Here is a 17,024-nt window from a genome sequence, read left to right on the forward strand (position 1 = left end):
GCCGGGCACGAGTTCACCGCGCGGTCGCGCGGGCGAACAGGTCCGCCAGTTCCCGGCCGTACCGGTCCAGGTCCACGGACGGATCGGCGGCGTAGGCGGCCGCGACCCCGTCGACGGCCTGCGCGATCGACAGCGCCACGATCTCCGGCGAGATGTCGCCGAACGCCCCCTCCTTGCGGCCCTGTTCCAGGTGCCGCTGCAGCGCGCCGGTGCGCAGCTGCCCGACCATGACGCCGGTCATCGCCCAGCCGTCGCGGTCGTCGGCGTGCGCGGCCATCTCGACCAGCACCCGTTCGCATTGCGGGTAGTCGCGCAGGAACGCGACCGAAGTCTCGATGTACGCGCGCAGGTTCCCCGGCCGGTCCGCCGGGTCGACGCCTTCGCTGCGCTCGCGCAGGTATTCCGATTTGGTCTCGGACACCGTGCTCAGCACCGCCTGCATGAGGCCGGCCTTGTTCGTGAAGTGGTACGAGATCAGCCGCGTGCTGCTGAGCCCGGCCCGTTCCTTGATGCGCGCGAAGGTGGTGCGCGCGTACCCGTGGTCGGCGATGGTGGCGATGGTCGCGCCGATGATCTGGGCCCGGGTGGTGGCCTCGGTGACGCTCAGGCCGAGTTCGGCTTGCGTGTCGATGTTTACTTGCATGAGTAATAAGTTACTCGGGCGAGTAAAAAAGGTCAATCCCGTACGGCGAACGGGCCAAAGCCTCGACACGGCCTCGAGGTCCGCCGCGCGTCGCGTTGACCGGCTCGCGGCGCAGCCTTACCGTCAAAGGCGGTAAATCGCCACGATGTGATTCGCCGACCCGGCGCGCTCGTGGCAGTTTTCCCCGGCCGATCCCGATCCTGGGCTCGACCGGCCTGTCGAACGCCCCGCCGCGAGGCCGGGCGAGGGGAGGCTTGCGGTGGTCGAGGCTGGTCGTCCGGAGATACCTGCCGGACCTGTCGCCGACGGCGAGCAGGGCGAGCTGTTCCCCGACGCCTCGCTGCCCGACGAGCTGGTCGGCTACCGCGGTCCCGCGGCCTGCCAGATCGCCGGGATCACCTACCGCCAGCTGGACTACTGGGCGCGCACGAAGCTGGTCGCGCCCAGCATCCGGACGGCGCACGGTTCGGGGTCGCAGCGGCTGTACTCGTTCAAGGACATCCTGGTCCTGAAGGTCGTGAAGCGCCTGCTGGACACCGGGGTCTCGCTGCAGAACATCCGCGTCGCGGTCGACCATCTGCGCGTGCGCGGGGTGCGCGACCTGGCGAAGGTCACGCTGTTCTCCGACGGCACCACGGTGTACGAATGCACGTCGCCGGAGGAGATCGTGGATCTGCTCCAGGGCGGCCAGGGCGTGTTCGGCATCGCGGTCAGCGGGGCGATGCAGGAGATCAGCGGCACCATCCACGAGTTCCCGGCCGAGCGCGCCGACGGCGGACTGGTCGAGGCCGTCGTGCCGGACGAGCTGACCCAGCGCCGCAACGCCCGCCGCACGGGCTGATCTTCGTCCGCGCTAGACTGGGCGCGCGATCGACGAACCCGCGCGGGAGAGACCGAACCGGCATCCCCGGTCCGGCGCCGAAGGAGCAAGTCCTCCCCGGAACCTCTCAGGCACCCTGGACCGCGCGGACGAGACGCCTCTGGAAAGCGCATCGGCAGGAGACCACCAGCCGGTGCCGCCGACGGTGCAAACCCGGCTATCCACGCGGGTGAAACTCTCAGGCGCCCCGCGGGGTACGGACAGAGTGGGGAGGGCCACGCCTGTTTCGCGGCGTGGCGGCTTGGCCGGGTGAGGTTCAGACCTCCCGGGTGGTCTGAACCTCGTGCCTGTGGTCAAGACCACATCCCCGGCGTTTCCGGCGGCTCAGCCCGGAATCTTGTCCAGGAAGCCGTGCACCTTGGCGATCCGGCCGTCGGCGATCTCCACGACGTCGAACCCGATCGCGATCGGCTCAGCGGCGCCGGGAGCCGACAGGTGCCACTGGAACCGCGCGAGATCGTGGTGCGCGTCCGGCTCCGCGGGCAGGCTGAAGACGAGCCCGGCGAACTGCGCCTGCGCGCCGCCGATGAATCCGTCGATCTCGTCCTGGCCGGCGACCGCGCCGAGCGGATCGGTGTAGGTCGCGCCCGGCGCGAAGACCTCCGAGACGAGCTGGCGGCGCCGCTGCGGGTCTGTCTCGTTCCACACGTCGACGTAACGGCGGGCGAGGTCGGCGGCGGTCGGTGCGGTGGTGGTCATGTCGGGGTTCTCCTTGCGTTGTCCCGTTTTCGGTAAGGCCAAGCCTGGCCGACGATCGGCGGCTGGTCGATTACGCGGGAGGTAATCGGCTGGCCGTGCTAAACCGGGGCATGGACTACGGCCGGATGGCGATCGACAGGCAGCTCGGGACCTTCCGCGAGCTCGTGACGCGCAACGAGCTGGTGCCGGAAGTGCTGGCACGGGCGGCGAAACTGGCTCTTCCCGGCTGGTACCTGACCGCGGGCTGCCTGTGCCAGACCGTGTGGAACGTGGTGACCGGACGCTCGCCCGCCGAGAGCATCAAGGATTACGACCTGTTCTACTTCGACGACTCGGATCTCAGCTGGGACGCGGAGAACGCGGTCATCGAGGAGGGCGCCCGGAGGTTCGGGGATCTCCCGATCACGGTGGAAATCCGCAACGAGGCGCGGGTGCATCTCTGGTACGAGGACCGCTTCGGCGTCCCGTGCGCGCCGTACCCGTCCACCGAGGCGGCCATCGACTCGTTCCCGTCCACGACGCCCTGTCTGGGGATCCGGTTGGCCGAAGGAGGGGAGTGGCAGGTCTACGCGCCGCACGGGTTCGCGGACATGTTCAATCTCGTCGTCCGGCCCAATCCCGGACACGCGCCGCGGAGCAGTTACGAGGCGAAAGCCCGGCGCTGGCAGGAACAATGGCCGGAGCTGACCGTCCTGCCTTGGCCCGGTTGACGGGGTGCCGGCTCGGGCGTACTTTCGATACGCAACGGGAGCGTATCGAAAAGAGGCATCGTGTCGGAGGAGTTCTCGGTGGGCAGGCCGCGTGATGCCCGAAGGGATGCCGCGATCCACGAGGCGGCCTTGGCGCTGCTGCCCGAAGTCGGCTACGACCAGTTGTCCATCGAGGCGATCGCGGCCCGCGCCGGGGTTGCCAAGACGACGGTTTACCGGCGGTACCGCGACAAGGCGGCGGTCGTCGCGGCGGCAGCGGAGCAGCGGCAAACCTCGGCTCCGCCCGAGGCCGTCTCCGGCGGACTGCGGGAAAACTTGCTGGCCGTCGTGCGATGGCTGGCGCGCGAGATCGCCGAGCAGGAGATCGGGGTGCTGGGCGCGCTGTTCGCGGGGATGCGCAGCGATCCGCGGCTCGCGGACGAGATGCGCCGGATCCTGCACCGGGACCAGGCGGCGATGGCGGATCGGGTGCGGCAGACCGCATCGGCGCCTGGTGCGGCCGAGCTGTTCGCCGAGGTCGCGCCGGGAGTGATCGTGCACCGGATCGTCTTCGCCGGCGAACCGTGCGACGACCGGTTCCTGCGGCATCTCGTGGACGACATCCTGCTGCCATTGCTGAAGGGAGTCCGGAGATGATCGTGATCACGGGGGCGACCGGCGCGCTCAACGGGGCGACTGTGGAGCATCTGCTCAAGCGCGTCCCGGCGGAGGAGATCGGCGTGAGCGTCCGGGATGTCGCCAAGGCGCGACACTTAGCGGACCGGGGCGTACGGGTGCGGCAGGGGTCCTACGAGGATCCCGAGGCACTGCGGAAATCGTTTGAAGGGGCCGAAAAAGTCCTGCTGGTTTCCTCGAACGATCCGCGCGCGGACGGGGTCGGCCTGCATCGTGCCGGCGTCGAGGCGGCGGTAGCGGCCGGGGCGCAACGGATTCTGTACACCAGCCATCAGAATTCCCGGATGGACACACCTTTTCCGCCAGGCCCGGAGCACGCGGCGACCGAGCGGATCCTCGCCGGGTCCGGGGTCGCGTGGACCGCGCTGCGCAACGGTTTTTACGCGCACAGCATCGGCTGGCTGCTCGGGAACTGGCGGGAGGACGGGGTGATCGCGGCCCCGGAGGACGGCCCGGTTTCGTGGACCGATCGGGCTGATGTCGCGGAAGCGGCGGCGGTGATTCTGGCCGGGGACAGGGAGTTCGACGGGCCGGTTGTGCTGACCGCGCGGCAGGCGGTGACGTTCGACGACGTGGCCGAGCTCGCGTCGCGGGTCAGCGGGCGTGCGGTGCGGCGCGTGGTAGTAGCGGACGAGGAGTGGGTCGCGGGCGAGCCGGAGGAGGTGGCGCGGATGAAGCTGTCGATGTTCGAGGCCTCCCGGCAAGGCCACTTTGCCGAGACGAGCCCAGTACTGGCCGAGCTTCTCGGCCGCGAACCACACGGAATCACGCTCTAGCACCGAAAAACTCCCGGCAGAAAGCGCGAAACGTCTCCGCCCGCCGAGTCAGCCGCGCACCCTCCGCGCGAGCCAGCACGACCGGCGTCGTCGGGACTCGCTCGCGCAGCGGACGTACCGCGAATGGCGTGCCCTCGACGGAAAGTTCCAGCGGCGGCCGCTGCACCGAGAGGGTGTAGCCGAGTCCTCGCGCCACTAACGCGCGAGCGAGTTCGAAGCTCGTCGTGCGGTGTGCGACCGGCATCGGCAGGCCGACCGCGGCGAAGACGTCCCGGAAATAGCGTTCCGACGGCGGTACGTCCAGCAGGATGAACGGCTCGTCGGCCAAGGCGCGCAACGAAACCGTCTTCCGGCGCGCCAAGGGATGCGCCGACGGGAGGAGCACGCTCGGCGGCTGGTCGTAGAGCTGGTCCACTGCGATGCCCGGCACGAGATCCTGCCGGTACAGCACGGCGAGGTCGCAGCGGCCTTCCAGCAGGAGGTGCTGCAGGTCCGGCAGGGTGCCTTCGACGAAGGAGACGTCGACTTCCGGGTGCTGGGTGCGGAAAGTCGCCAGCGCGGCGGGCACGTGCAACGGCGCGAGCGGGGTGTAGCAGCCGAAATTCAGGCGTCCGGCGAGGTCTTGGCCGTAGTCGCGGGCAGTGGTGCCGAGTTCCGCCACCGAGGTGAGCACCGCGCGGGCCTCGCCGACGACCTGGCGCCCGGCGTCGGTCAGCGCGGTCGTGCGGCCGGGGCCGCGGAGGATGAGCTGGACGCCCAAAGTCCGTTCCAGCGAAGCGATCGCCAGCGACACCGCCGACTGCGACACGTGGCAGCTGTCCGCGGCCGCGGTGAGGCCGCCGGTGTCCGCGACCGCGACCAGGTACTCGAGCTGGCGCAACGAGGGAGACATCAGTTCAGCTTATGTCCTTCACCAGAAATGTGAACTGGACCGATGACCGCCGACGCGGCAGGGTCGGGGCATGACCCGGCACCAGCACCCGTTCGTCCCGTACGCGCCGCCGCGGCTGTCCCCGGAGGAGAGCCTCGCGCGCGGGCAGGAGCTGTACCGGCTGCTCGACCGCCGCCGGTCGGTCCGCTGGTTCTCCCCGGACCCGGTGCCGCTCGAAGCGATCGAGACCGCGGTGCGGATCGCGAACACCGCGCCGAGCGGGGCGCACCACCAGCCGTGGACGTTCGTCGCGACGGCCGACCCGGACGTCAAACGCGCGGTGCGCGAGGCAGCGGAGGTCGAGGAGCGGAAGTTCTACCGCGAACGCAACGCGCCGGACTGGCACGCGGCGCTCGCCCGGCTCGAAACCGACGAGCACAAGGAGTTCCTCGAGGTCGCGCCGTGGCTGGTGGTCGCGTTCGCGCAGAAGAGCACCCCGCTGCCGGACGGTTCGCTGCGGAAGAACTACTGCGTGAACGAGAGCGTCGGCATCGCGTGCGGCATGTTCATCATGGCGCTGCACACGATGGGGTTGGCGACGTTGACGCATACGCCGAATCCGATGGGTTTCCTGAACGAGGTTTTCGGGCGGCCGGTGACTGAGCGGCCGTACATCTTGTTCCCGGTGGGTTATCCCGCGCCGGACTGTGAGGTGCCGGATCTCGACCGCAAGCCGCTGGCGGAGGCGTTGGTGGTGCACGCGCCGTTACCTCAGGGGTAGAGGAGGAGTTGCTGCGTGAACGAGAGCGTCGGCATCGCGTGCGGCATGTTCATCATGGCGCTGCACACGATGGGGTTGGCGACGTTGACGCATACGCCGAATCCGATGGGTTTCCTGAACGAGGTTTTCGGGCGGCCGGTGACTGAGCGGCCGTACATCTTGTTCCCGGTGGGTTATCCCGCGCCGGACTGTGAGGTGCCGGATCTCGACCGCAAGCCGCTGGCGGAGGCGTTGGTGGTGCACGCGCCGTTACCTCAGGGGTAGAGGAGGAGTTGCTGCGTGAACGAGAGCGTCGGCATCGCGTGCGGCATGTTCATCATGGCGCTGCACACGATGGGGTTGGCGACGTTGACGCATACGCCGAATCCGATGGGTTTCCTGAACGAGGTTTTCGGGCGGCCGGTGACTGAGCGGCCGTACATCTTGTTCCCGGTGGGTTATCCCGCGCCGGACTGTGAGGTGCCGGATCTCGACCGCAAGCCGCTGGCGGAGGCGCTGGTGGTGCACGCGCCGTTACCTCAGGGGTAATGGTCTCCCGGCGGAAGACCCCGTAGCTTCGGACGCGTGACGACCACGGTGAAGGCCCCGATCGGCGAACTGCTCCGGGAATGGCGCGACCGCCGCCGCATCAGCCAGCTCGATCTCGCGATCTCGGCGGACATCTCGACGCGCCACCTGAGCTTCGTGGAGACCGGCCGGTCCAAGCCGAGCCGGGACATGGTGCTGCGGCTGGGCGAGCATCTCGACATCCCGCTGCGCGAACGCAACCGCCTGCTGCTCGCCGCGGGCTACGCGCCCGCCTACGGCGAGTCCGACATCGGAGCGCCGGAAATGACCGTGATCCGCGAGGCGGTCCGGCGGCTGCTCGCCGGGCACGACCCGTATCCGGCGGCGGTGGTCGACCGCGGCTGGAATCTCGTCGACGCCAACCTCAGCCTCGGCGTGCTCACCGAGGGCATCGCGCCGTCGCTGCTGACCGGTCCGGTGAACGTGCTGCGCGCGACGCTGCACCCGGACGGGATGGCGCCGCGGGTGCTGAACCTGGGGGAATGGCGCGCGCATCTGCTGGGCAGGCTGCGCCGTCAGGTCGAGCAGACCGCCGACGCCGGACTCGCCGAGCTGCTGGAGGAGCTGCGCGGGTATCCGTGCGACGACGAGGTCCCCGAGGTGGAGATCCCCGGCCCGGGCGACATTTTCGTGCCGTTGCGCTACCGGCACGGGGATCTGGAGCTGACGTTCTTCAGCACGGTCGCGACCTTCGGGACGCCGCTGGACGTGACGGTCGCCGAGCTGGTGATCGAGTCGTTCTATCCGGCCGACCCGGCGACGGCGGCGTTCCTGCGCGAGCGCGTGACCGGCTGAGCGCCGCTACGATCGGGGCCATGCGGGCGTTCGTGGTGACCGGACCGGGGGAGGCCGGGCCAGCCGAGGTGCCGGAGCCGGAAGCCGGGGTCGGCGAGGTCGTGGTCGAAGTGGAGCGGGCCGGGGTGTGCGGCACCGACGTCGAGTTCTTCACCGGCGAAATGCAGTACCTCGCCGACGGGCACGCCCGGTACCCGATGCGGCTCGGCCACGAATGGTGCGGCACGGTGTCGGCGGTCGGCCGGGGCGTGCACCCGGCGTGGGTGGGCCGCCGCGTCACCGGCGACACGATGCTCGGATGCGGGGACTGCCGGCGGTGCCGGGGCGGGCATCAGCACGTCTGCGCGGACCGGCAGGAGGTCGGCATCCGCGGCGGCCGGGCGGGAGCGCTCGCCGAACGCCTCGCCGTGCCGGTGCGCTCGCTGCACGAACTGCCGGACGCGGTGGATCCCGTCGCGGGCGCGCTGGCCGAACCGGGCGGCAACGCCTTCCGGGCCGCGCGGGCGGCCGCGGGCGAACGGGTGCTGGTCCTCGGCCCGGGGACGATCGGGTTGCTCACCGCGCTGTTCCTCCGGGCCGCGGGAAGCGAGGTCCATCTCGTCGGCGCGACGCCGTGGTCGGTGGAATTCGCGCGCGGCTTGGGTTTTTCCGCCGGGACGAGCGTTCCCGAGCCGCCGTTCGACGCGGTGGTCGACGCGACCGGCGATCCCTCCGCTCCCGCGCTCGCCGCCGAGGTGGTCGAACCGGCGGGCCGGATCGTCTGCATCGGGCTGTCCAGGCGGCCGAGCCTGCTGGACACGCGGATGCTCGCCTTGAAGGACGTCACCGCGATCGGCGTGCTGAGCGGTTCACCGGGCTTGGCGCAGGCGATCGACGCGTACGCGGCCGGCGAGGTGGATCCGCGGCCGCTGGTGGCGGCGACGGTCGGGCTGGGCGAGGTCGCGGCGGTGCTCGGTGGAGAGCGGCCCGCGGGGGCGCCGAAGATCCACGTCGACCCGCGCCGGTAACCAGGTTGCCCGACGGGCGCGAAAACGAGAGGGTCGGGGCATGAGTGCCGACCTGACTTTCCGCCAGCCGACCGAAAACGACCACGCGCGCGTGCTCGCCGCGCTGGGACCGTGGTGGGGCGGCCTGAAGGGCGAAGCCGGTGCGCAGGAGCGGGCGCTGCTGGTGCCGCGGCTGTACTTCCAGCACTTCACCACGACGAGCCGCCTGGTGGAGCGTCCGGACGGGACGCTGGCGGCCTTCCTGATCGGCTTCGTCTCGCAGACCGACCCCGACACCGCCTACATCCACTTCGTGGGCGTCGACCCGGCGCTGCACGGGCAGGGGATCGGCCGTTCGCTGTACGAGTGGTTCTTCGGGCAGGTGCGGGAATCGGGGGTGCGCAAGGTGAAGTGCATCACCAGCCCGCAGAACACCGCGTCGCGCGCGTACCACGCCCGGCTCGGGTTCGAGGTGTCCGACGTACTCCCGGATTACGACGGGCCGGGTCTGGACCGGGTCGCGTTCACCCGCAGCATCGCGGCCTGACTCCCGGCAGAACGCGGATCCGGCTTCGGGAGCGGGCTGGCCGGGTATGCGTGCGGCATGGGAGGACGAAGACCGGAGGAGCTGGAACCCGGCGAGACGGTGCTGTGGACCGGCCAGTCGCCGCCCGAACGGAGAGACCGGTGGCTGCGGCTGGGATTCCTCGGGTGTGTGCTCGGACTGTTCGTGCTCGGAGCCGCCGGGGGCTGGGACATCGTGTTCCGCGTCGCGGGGATCGCGCTGACCTGCACGCTGCTCGAGCGGTACAGCATGAAGAGGACGCTCACCCGCGGCCGCTACACCGTCACGACCCGGCGGGTCTTGGTCGAAGGCTCGTGGTGGGGGCGGCCGATCTGGCGCACTGAGCGCCTGGCGGATCTCGTGCAGCCTTCGATCACCGACTACCGGGGCGGCCGGGCGGTCGAGTTCGGCGACCGGGAGAAGCGCGAACTCACCGGGCATCGCGCCAGCGGGGCCCTGATCGCCCCGCTGGCGCTTTTCGTCGGCGATGAGGCGAACCAGGTGCTCGAAGTGGTTCGCGCGGCGCAGAAGCGCTGAGCAGGCCGTCGGTTCACCGGTCCAGCCGGTTGAGCGCGTCCGCGAGCTGCCGTCAGGTAGGCGAGAACCGCGAAGGTGCGCGAGACCGTAGTCACCGGGCTTCGATGACCGTCCGAAACTGTTCAGCAGCCCGCTCCACCTTCTTCTGCGGATCGGCCAGCAGCGAAGCGATCGCCTCGCCGAGTTTGCCTCCCGGGGGCTCGTATTCGAGGGAGATCTCCACGCCGGTGCGGCCGTGGCCCTTGTCGTCGAAGCGGACCACCCCGGAGTTGCGCACGTCCGGATCGGCGTCGTCGACCGTGGTCCAGGCGATCTTGCGCGGCGGTGCGTCCTCGACGATCCGGGCCTGCCATTCCACTGTGGACCCCGCGGGTCCGTCGACCTTCCACCGGGTGCGCGTCCCGTCGCCGTCCAGGGCTTCGACCGACTGGACGTCGGAGAAGAGCTCCGGCAGCCGGGTCAGCGGACGCCACCAGTCGTAGCACGCCTGCGCGGGAGCGTTGACCTCGACGTAATGCGCTGCAGCAGCCATGGGCACCTTTCCTCGGAGTTCAGCGAAGTCTTGCCGAACTCCCCGGCTACCCGGCTGATCGGAGGCGCAAACCGTCCGGTGGTTACGAGAGTTCCTTGCGGGGCAACGGAACGAGACGGACGTCGAGGGTCCGGTCGAGGCCGAGCAGCCGGAGGGGACGCAGCACGGCGCGGTGGCGCGCCAGCACCGTGAAGGACACCTTCGCGAGACGAGCCGTGTGGTCGGCCGCCAGCAGGACGGACAGCCCGCGGCAACTGCAGAACGTGACGGCGCCCAGATCGGCGATCACTCCGCCGGGCGACTGGGCGATCGCCGTGACGGTGTGCTCGAAAAACGTGTCAGCGCTTGAAGAATCGAGGTCTCCGGAGACCGCGACGACCGTGCTGTCGTCGGCGGTGCTGACGGTGATGTCCGCGAGGGGCGCTGCGCGGGTGGGCAGCCTCGCCGGGCGAACGGGGTGAGTCATCGGGGGCCTCCTGCGGACCGGCGGAGGCGGACCGGCGCTGGACTGCCTCGCTTGTGCTGGGCGGCCGGCTCCTTGCTGAACCGATGCTGCCACGGTAGCTGCGCCGCGGAATTCCGACAACCAGGCGCCGGGCGCCCGGGGGATCCTCGGTTTCGCCCCCTGGTCAGGAGTGCCGGGCGAACGCGTCCTCGCCCGCCCGGACGCGCGCCGGCTCCAGCAGCGAGCGCTGCCGGTCCGCGCGCAGCAGGAGGGCGTCGAAATCCACGTCGGCCAGCCGCTTTCCCAGGTTCGCCGAATCGCGCAGCGTGGTCCAGAGGATCTTCTTGCCCTCGATCCCCATGGCCAGCGCCTCGAGTTCCCAGAACCGGCTCAGCGGCGAGTGCGACGTGATCCTGCCGTTCAGCTTGAACCGTCCCAGCCGCTCGGCCACGATCGCGAGCCCGGCTTTGACCGGGTTCGCCCGCACCGGAACTGCCTGCATGATGCCGCGGAACGTGTCGACGTCCTCCGCGATCGCCGACGCCACCTCGCGCAGCGGCGTCTCGAATTCGGTGCCCTGGTTGGTGCGGGCTGCCCGGCGCGCCAGCTCGCGCCAGGCCAGTCCCATGGCCAGCTGGTCGTTGAGGTAGATCCCGAGCAACGTGTCCATGCGGGCGGGGATACCCGGCCGGGCGGCGGGTAACCGGCAGTCGCGCAGCGGTCCACAGTGGACCGCTCGGCTTCGGCGCGGAACAGGACGTTTCGCCGCGCCAGTGCCGGGTATCAGGGCGGAATGTCTGTGCGAGCTGTGGTGATGGACGAGTTCGGCGGCCCGGACGTCTTGACGCTGCGCGAGGTCGAGCGTCCTGAGCCGGGGCCGGGCGAGATCCTGGTGCGCGTGGTCGCGTCCGGCACGAACCCGGTCGAGGCGAAGATCCGGCAGGGGGTGGCGATCCCGGATCTGGAACTGCCCGCGGTGCTGGGCGGCGACGTCTCGGGCGTCGTGGCGGCAGTCGGCCCCGGCGTGACTGACTTCGCCGAGGGCGACGAGGTGTTCTATACCCCGGAAATGGCGTCCCGCCTGGGCAGCTACACCGAACTGAACGTCGTCTCGGCGGGCATCGCGGCACCCAAACCCCGGGGGCTCAGTCACGTCGAGGCGGCGGCGATCCCGCTCGCCGGCGGGACTGCGTGGGAGGCGATCGTCCGCCGGCTGGCGGTCCGGCCGGGGGAGACGGTGCTGGTGCACGCCGGCGCGGGCGGGGTCGGCTCGTTCGCCGTGCAGTTCGCGGTTGCGGCGGGCGCCCGGGTGCTGGCGACGGCGGGCCCGGACAACCAGGATTTGCTGCGTGACCTGGGTGCCGTCCCGATCGACTACCACGAGGCCGACCCGGTCGAAGCGGTGTTCGAGCACACCGGCGGCCAGGGCGCCGACGCGGTGCTGGACCTCGTCGGCGGGGAGAACGTCGCGAAGAGCTCCGCCGCGGCCCGGGCGTTCGGCCGGATCGCGACGGTGCTGCCGCCGAAGGGCGAGCTGCGCTCCCTCTACCAGCGGAATCAGCAGCTGCACGGGATCCTGCTCACCCGGGAGCGCCGCCGGCTGGAGGAGCTGACGCCGCTGTTCGAGCGCGGCCAGGCCCGTCCCGTCGTCGACCAGGTCCTGCCGCTCGACCAGGTGCGCCAGGCTCACGAGCGGCTCGATTCCGGGCACGGGCGGGGCAAGACAGTGCTCGACCTGGCCTGACCGGCGACGAAAGGGCAGGTCTCCGGGCCTGTCGCACCGCGGCGTCCGGTCGGGCGTGCGGAACTGTCGGACGGCTGGGTTAGCCTTGAGGGGCAAGGTGAACCGAGCTGTCCGGCGGACGGCAGAGGTGAGGTAGTGATCGTGGTGGCCGCGAAGATGTCGGTGTTTCCTTCGGGGCGTCCATGAAGTACTCGGAGCAGGCGTTCCTGCATCCGGCGCTTTTCTACCGAAGCGCCGAGGAGTTCACGGCCGGGGTGGTCGCGTTCGTCCGCGAGGGGCTTGCGGCGGGCGAGCCGGTCGCGGTCGCCGCGCCGCCGGAGCACGTGAGCCTGGTCCGGGCCGAACTGGGCGCGGACGCCGAGCGGGTGCTGCTGGTCGACATGACCGAGGCGGGCCGCAATCCGGGCCGGATCATCCCGGGCGTGCTGCGCGCGTTCGCCGACGGGCATCCGGACCGGCACGTGCGGATCGTCGGGGAGCCGATCTGGGCCGGCCGGTCGCCGGCGGAGTACCCGGCGTGCGCGCAGCACGAGGCGTTGATCAACCTGGCGTTCGAGGGCTGCTGGGCCACCATCCTGTGCCCGTACGACGCCGAAGCGCTGGGCGCGACCGAGCTGGCCGACGCGCTCCGCACGCACCCCTGGCTGATCGACGGCACGGGGGAGTGGCGCTCGAGCGGCGACTACGCGCCCGACGCGGTGGTCGCCGACTACAACCGCGAGCTGCCGCCCCCGCCTGGCGCCCGGTCCTTCGTCGTCGCCGAACCCGACCTCGTCGACCTCCGGGCGGTGACCGCCGAGGCCGCGCGGCGGCACGGCCTGCCCGAGGACCGGGTCGAGGACGCGGTGATGGCGGTGTCGGAGCTGGCCGTGAACAGCGTCGAGCACGGCAGCGGGGCCGCGGTGGTGCGGCTGGGGTTCGCCGACGGAGAGCTGGTCTGCCAGGTCCGGGACGAGGGATGGCTGGCGGATCCGATGGCCGGTCGCGTCCCGGCTGCCCCGGACCAGGTCCGCGGCCGGGGTCTGCTGCTGGTGAACCATCTGGCGGATTTGGTGCGGATGCATTCGGATCCGGCGGGGTCGACGGTGGAGGCGCGGTTCGCTGCCGGGTGAGGCCGCTTGGCGGGAGCGGCTTGGGCTGACGGGTGAGGGAAGCTATCCGCGGCAGCTGGCCATCTCGCGGACCTGGTGCGGATGCATTCGGACCCGGTGGAGGCGCGGTTCGCCGCCGGGTGAAGCCGCTTGGCGCGGGCGGCTTAGGCTGACGGGGCGAGGAAAGCTATCCGTCTGGCAGGAGAGTGCGAGCGTGACCGCGGCAGCTGGCGACATCGAGAAGGCGGCCGGGGTGCTGCGCGCCGGGGGCTTGGTGGCCTTCCCGACCGAGACGGTCTACGGCCTGGGCGCCGACGCCTCGGACCCGGCCGCGGTGTCCCGCATCTACCAGGCGAAGGGCCGCCCGCCCACGCATCCGCTGATCGTGCACCTCGCCGGTGCCGGGCACCTGGACGGCTGGGTCGAGAAGGTGCCCGAGCCCGCGCGGCTGCTGGCCGAGCAGTTCTGGCCGGGACCGCTCACCTTGGTGCTGCGGCGCGGCCCGCGCGTGTCGTCGGCGGCGACCGGCGGGCTGGAGACGGTGGGGGTGCGCGTCCCGGACCATCCGGTGGCGCTGGCGCTGCTGTCGGCGTTCGGCGGCGGCGCGGCGGCCCCGTCGGCCAACCGGTTCGGCTCGGTCAGCCCGACCACCGCCGAGCATGTCCGCGCGGAGCTGGGCGAGGCTGTCGATTTCATTCTGGACGGCGGTCCCTGCCAGGTCGGTGTCGAGTCCACCATCGTCGACGCCACCAGCGACACCCTCAGCGTGCTGCGGCCCGGCGGCGTGCCGCGGGAAGATCTCGAAGCGGTGCTGGGGAGTTCCCTCGAGGTGCCGTCCGTGAGCCCGATCCGGGTTCCTGGCCAGCATCCGTCGCACTACGCGCCGCGGGCCCGGGTGATTCTGGTCGAGCCCGACGAGGTGGCCGCCGAAGCGGAGCGGGCGCGGAAACTCGGGCACCAGGTGGGTGTTTTCCTGCCGCCTTCCCAGGACGTCGCAGCGCCGGGGGCGCACGCGGTGGTGGCGGTTCCGGCTTCGCTGGCCGAGTACGCGCGCGGTCTTTACGGCTTTCTGCGCGAGCTGGACCGGAAGGGCTGCGACCTGATTGTCGCGTCGCTGCCGGAGGAGAAGGGGCTGGGGCTCGCGATCGCGAACCGGCTTCGCCGCGCCGCGGGGCCGCGCGGCTGAACGGGCCGCTCCGTCGTCAGTCCACAGTAGACAGTCTGGCCGGGAGCGCCCGCCGCCGGTTCCGGCGTGCCCCGCTCCGGCGGAAGATCGTGCCGGGTAGGCTTTTTCCTCGGTGCGTTAAGCAGGCAGCGTCCACAACTCCCTGGCTGAGGCGCGCCCTGCGCCCGGTCCGGCCCGCTCCTAGGAGTGCGTGTGGCGACCGCCGAGAGCCGAGCATCCCGTCCGGCGCAGAGATGCGCGGCCAAGCCCGATCCGGGCGATTTCGGGCGAAGCGTGGTCGTGCGGCTGCCGTGACGGAGCTGAAGATCGCCCCTCGGCAGCTCGGGGATGCCGTGGTGCTGACCTTGCCGGACCGGCTCGCGAAGACTCACTCGGCCGAAATCGTCGAGGCGCTGCACGCGGCGGGCCGCGCTGTCGCACCGGGCCCGCGCCTGGTGGTGGACCTGCGCGGGATCAGGCCGCTGACCGCGGTGCTGGCCCGGGCGCTGGTCTCGTTCGCCCGCGATCGCGACTGCGTGCTGGTGGCGGCGCCGGGCCAGGCCACGACGCTGGACAGCGCTGATCCGGGCGCGGCCGTCCGGCGGGCCGCGTCGCTGGCGGAGGCGCTGGCCGAACCCGGCGACGGCCGGCAGCCGTTCGCGGCGAGCGGCGCGGTGCGGTCGCTCGCCTTCGACAGTGACGATCTCAGCCGGACCGAAGCGTTCCTGAGCAGCGCGTACGCGCCGATGCGGATCGGCAGCGACACCGGACACGCGGGCACGCACATCCGCAGGCACGCGGTGGACGGGCTGAGCGCCGACCGGCTCGACCTGTCCTTCGAGATGAGCTACTCCGTCGAGCCGCTGGGCACGATCTGCCTCTGCGACGTCGAATCGGGCACGATCGAGGACCATCGCGTGGACGGCTTGCCGGAAGCGGAGACGTTCGGCCCGGGGGATCTGGTGTCCTACTCCCCGGACCGGCCCTACACCGGGCGGATCGCTCGGGCCAAATGCAGCATCACCATGCTGGATCCGACCCTGCTGAGCCAGGCCGCTGGCGTCGACCGGCCGGTTCGGCTGCTCGGCCACCGGCCGGTCGACGCCAGCGCCGCCCAACATCTGCGGTCCACCGTCGCGCATCTGCGGGACGACGTCCTCGGCGTGCCCGGCGTCGGGGAGAATCCGCTGGCTGTGGCGACGGCGGCGCGTTACCTCGCCATAGCCGTGCTGAACGCATTCCCCCACACGGCCTCCGCAGAGCGCACCGGGGACGGGCTCGACGCCCATTCGCAGACGCTCCGCCGCGCGATTTCCTTCATCGAAGCCAATCTCGACCGGCCGATCGACATCGCGGAGATCGCCGCGGCAGCCCGGGTCTCGGCGCGCGCGGTGCAATTGGCCTTCCGCAGACATCTCGGCACGACTCCGATGGCCTACCTGCGCCGGGCCCGTCTCGACCGCGCCCGGGCGGAACTGCGCGCCGCCGTGCCGGAGCAGGACACCGTCGCCCGGATCGCGGCCCGATGGGGCTACGCGCCCAGTGTGTTCGCCGCGCACTACCGAACCGCGTACGGCGAGTCGCCGTCGTCGACGCTGCACCGGGACACCGCCGAGCAAGTTCGTTTCCCTGGCAGCCGGAGCTTCGTTCGGACGGCGATCGCGGTGAAAAGCGAATCCGGTGCGGCTGATCGCGCCCGGCCGGACGCCGCGGACCGGTTCGAATCGCTGAGCAGGATGCTGCTGTCCGCGAACTCGGTCGCGGACGTGCTGCGCCAGGTCGTGGAAGCGACCGCGGCGGCGGTCGCCGGAGCGGACTGGGTCAGCGTCACAGTGCTGGGTCCCGACGGCCGCTTTTCCACCGCTGCCCGGACCGGGAAGACCGCCGCTGAGCTGGACCGGATCCAGTACCGCGACGGGGAAGGCCCCTGCGTGGAGGCGGCCCGCGCGGACGGCCCGAGCTATGTCGCGAGCGCGGACCTGGCGGCCGAGGCCCGATGGCCCCGGTTCACCGCCGCCGCGCGCGCCCTCGGCTGCCGCGCGGCGTTCTCCACCGAACTCCCGGCAGCACCCGGCCTCGACCGGACGGCGGGTTCGCTGACCGTCTACTCGCGCCGCCCGGACAGCCTGGCCGAGACCGACCGCCGCATCGCCCTGCTGCTGGCTACGCACGCGTCGCTGGCGCTGGCGAACACGCACCTGCGGAAGACCGCCGAACTGCGCCGCGCCGAGTTCCGGCGAGCCGTCGATACGCGGGACGTGATCGGGCAGGCCAAAGGCATCCTGATGAACCGGGAGGGCCTCACCGCGGAGGAAGCGTTCGACCTGCTGCGGCGGACTTCGCAGGACCTGAACGTGAAACTCGTCGAGGTGGCCCGCACTCTGACCGGCCGCCACGGCGAACTCGAACGGGAGTGACCGTTTCCGGGCGGTTCCGCCGGCCTCGGGTCTCGACCGGCGGAACCTAGGTCCCGGTCTCCTGCGCGCCGGAGTCCGACCCTGGTCCTCGGCTACCCGTTCGCCGGGAATTCACGCGAGCCGGACGGACCGAGACGGAAACCGG

Annotated in this window: 21 protein-coding genes and 1 riboswitch; of the genes, 15 read left to right on the top strand and 6 right to left on the bottom strand. The window is 71.1% G+C overall.

The genetic code is table 11. The features are described from left to right. Positions 1-13: 13 nt before the first annotated feature. Positions 14-643 (bottom strand): TetR/AcrR family transcriptional regulator, encoded by a 630-nt coding sequence (locus DMP23_RS15345; protein WP_337821426.1) that lies wholly within the window; start codon positions 641-643, stop codon positions 14-16. Between the two features lie 259 nt (positions 644-902). Here DMP23_RS15345 and DMP23_RS15350 point away from each other — a divergent pair, with 259 nt between their 5' ends. Continuing rightward, on the top strand, positions 903-1,484 hold the full coding sequence (locus DMP23_RS15350) for a MerR family transcriptional regulator (RefSeq protein WP_009078853.1): 582 nt from the start codon (positions 903-905) through the stop codon (positions 1,482-1,484). Positions 1,485-1,517: 33 nt separating this feature from the next. Further along, positions 1,518-1,617: riboswitch (glycine riboswitch) on the top strand. A 230-nt stretch (positions 1,618-1,847) separates the two neighbouring features. Here DMP23_RS15350 and DMP23_RS15355 read toward each other — a convergent pair. Next, entirely contained in the window at positions 1,848-2,222 is a 375-nt protein-coding gene (locus tag DMP23_RS15355; protein WP_037805722.1) for a nuclear transport factor 2 family protein, read from the bottom strand. 125 nt (positions 2,223-2,347) lie between these two features. On the opposite strand from DMP23_RS15355, the gene DMP23_RS15360 reads away from it, so the two are divergent. From DMP23_RS15360 to DMP23_RS15370, 3 genes are read left to right on the top strand one after another with little or no spacing between them, the layout of a single operon-like run. Beyond that, positions 2,348-2,932, top strand: a complete 585-nt coding sequence (locus DMP23_RS15360) for a nucleotidyltransferase family protein (protein WP_337821427.1) — start codon at positions 2,348-2,350, stop codon at positions 2,930-2,932. Positions 2,933-2,992: 60 nt separating this feature from the next. After that, on the top strand, positions 2,993-3,568 hold the full coding sequence (locus DMP23_RS15365) for a TetR/AcrR family transcriptional regulator (protein WP_336157855.1): 576 nt from the start codon (positions 2,993-2,995) through the stop codon (positions 3,566-3,568). Continuing rightward, positions 3,565-4,383, top strand: a complete 819-nt coding sequence (locus DMP23_RS15370; RefSeq protein ID WP_337821428.1) for an NmrA family NAD(P)-binding protein — start codon at positions 3,565-3,567, stop codon at positions 4,381-4,383. Before DMP23_RS15365 ends, DMP23_RS15370 begins: the two co-directional genes overlap by 4 nt. On the opposite strand, the gene DMP23_RS15375 is transcribed toward DMP23_RS15370, so the two are convergent. Continuing rightward, positions 4,373-5,275, bottom strand: coding sequence for a LysR family transcriptional regulator (locus DMP23_RS15375; protein WP_275293096.1), 903 nt, complete (start codon positions 5,273-5,275; stop codon positions 4,373-4,375). The genes DMP23_RS15370 and DMP23_RS15375 overlap by 11 nt on opposite strands. Positions 5,276-5,345: 70 nt before the next feature. On the opposite strand from DMP23_RS15375, the gene DMP23_RS15380 reads away from it, so the two are divergent. Genes DMP23_RS15380 through DMP23_RS15410 form a run of 7 tightly spaced genes read left to right on the top strand, consistent with a single transcriptional unit; the run spans position 5,346 to position 9,485 of the window. Then, positions 5,346-6,035 (top strand): nitroreductase family protein, encoded by a 690-nt coding sequence (locus DMP23_RS15380; protein WP_337821429.1) that lies wholly within the window; start codon positions 5,346-5,348, stop codon positions 6,033-6,035. A 15-nt stretch (positions 6,036-6,050) separates the two neighbouring features. Next, positions 6,051-6,299: a hypothetical protein gene (locus tag DMP23_RS15385; protein ID WP_337821430.1), complete on the top strand. Its 249-nt coding sequence runs from the start codon at positions 6,051-6,053 to the stop codon at positions 6,297-6,299. 15 nt (positions 6,300-6,314) lie between these two features. After that, positions 6,315-6,563 (top strand): hypothetical protein, encoded by a 249-nt coding sequence (locus tag DMP23_RS15390; protein WP_337821430.1) that lies wholly within the window; start codon positions 6,315-6,317, stop codon positions 6,561-6,563. A gap of 36 nt (positions 6,564-6,599) precedes the next feature. Continuing rightward, a complete protein-coding gene (locus DMP23_RS15395; RefSeq protein WP_043834352.1) occupies positions 6,600-7,397 on the top strand; it encodes a helix-turn-helix domain-containing protein in 798 nt (265 codons plus the stop codon). A 20-nt stretch (positions 7,398-7,417) separates the two neighbouring features. Then, the gene (locus DMP23_RS15400; protein ID WP_337821431.1) at positions 7,418-8,404 is read left to right on the top strand and encodes a zinc-dependent alcohol dehydrogenase; all 987 of its coding nucleotides are present in this window, start codon (positions 7,418-7,420) and stop codon (positions 8,402-8,404) included. A gap of 40 nt (positions 8,405-8,444) precedes the next feature. Continuing rightward, complete coding sequence (locus DMP23_RS15405; RefSeq protein ID WP_037805737.1) at positions 8,445-8,930, top strand: GNAT family N-acetyltransferase; 486 nt, start codon at positions 8,445-8,447, stop codon at positions 8,928-8,930. Between the two features lie 57 nt (positions 8,931-8,987). Further along, positions 8,988-9,485: a hypothetical protein gene (locus tag DMP23_RS15410; protein WP_337821432.1), complete on the top strand. Its 498-nt coding sequence runs from the start codon at positions 8,988-8,990 to the stop codon at positions 9,483-9,485. A gap of 91 nt (positions 9,486-9,576) precedes the next feature. Here the strand turns inward: DMP23_RS15410 and DMP23_RS15415 are convergent, their stop codons facing one another. The 3 genes from DMP23_RS15415 to DMP23_RS15425 form a co-directional block, all read right to left on the bottom strand. Then, entirely contained in the window at positions 9,577-10,017 is a 441-nt protein-coding gene (locus DMP23_RS15415) for an SRPBCC family protein (protein ID WP_337821433.1), read from the bottom strand. 82 nt (positions 10,018-10,099) lie between these two features. Next, on the bottom strand, positions 10,100-10,483 hold the full coding sequence (locus DMP23_RS15420; RefSeq protein ID WP_337821434.1) for an STAS domain-containing protein: 384 nt from the start codon (positions 10,481-10,483) through the stop codon (positions 10,100-10,102). A 163-nt stretch (positions 10,484-10,646) separates the two neighbouring features. Next, entirely contained in the window at positions 10,647-11,132 is a 486-nt protein-coding gene (locus DMP23_RS15425; protein ID WP_337821435.1) for a hypothetical protein, read from the bottom strand. A 123-nt stretch (positions 11,133-11,255) separates the two neighbouring features. Here DMP23_RS15425 and DMP23_RS15430 point away from each other — a divergent pair, with 123 nt between their 5' ends. The 4 genes from DMP23_RS15430 to DMP23_RS15445 all read left to right on the top strand — a co-directional run bounded on the left by DMP23_RS15430 (position 11,256) and on the right by DMP23_RS15445 (position 16,879). Next, entirely contained in the window at positions 11,256-12,206 is a 951-nt protein-coding gene (locus tag DMP23_RS15430) for a zinc-binding dehydrogenase (RefSeq protein WP_337821436.1), read from the top strand. A 182-nt stretch (positions 12,207-12,388) separates the two neighbouring features. Beyond that, positions 12,389-13,318: a sensor histidine kinase gene (locus DMP23_RS15435; protein WP_337821437.1), complete on the top strand. Its 930-nt coding sequence runs from the start codon at positions 12,389-12,391 to the stop codon at positions 13,316-13,318. Positions 13,319-13,511: 193 nt separating this feature from the next. Then, complete coding sequence (locus DMP23_RS15440; protein WP_275293104.1) at positions 13,512-14,483, top strand: L-threonylcarbamoyladenylate synthase; 972 nt, start codon at positions 13,512-13,514, stop codon at positions 14,481-14,483. A gap of 290 nt (positions 14,484-14,773) precedes the next feature. Next, the gene (locus tag DMP23_RS15445; protein ID WP_337821438.1) at positions 14,774-16,879 is read left to right on the top strand and encodes an ANTAR domain-containing protein; all 2,106 of its coding nucleotides are present in this window, start codon (positions 14,774-14,776) and stop codon (positions 16,877-16,879) included. Positions 16,880-17,024 lie beyond the last annotated feature (145 nt).

The sequence above is a fragment of the Amycolatopsis sp. A1MSW2902 genome (assembly GCF_017312175.1).
GTDB lineage: Bacteria > Actinomycetota > Actinomycetes > Mycobacteriales > Pseudonocardiaceae > Amycolatopsis > Amycolatopsis nivea.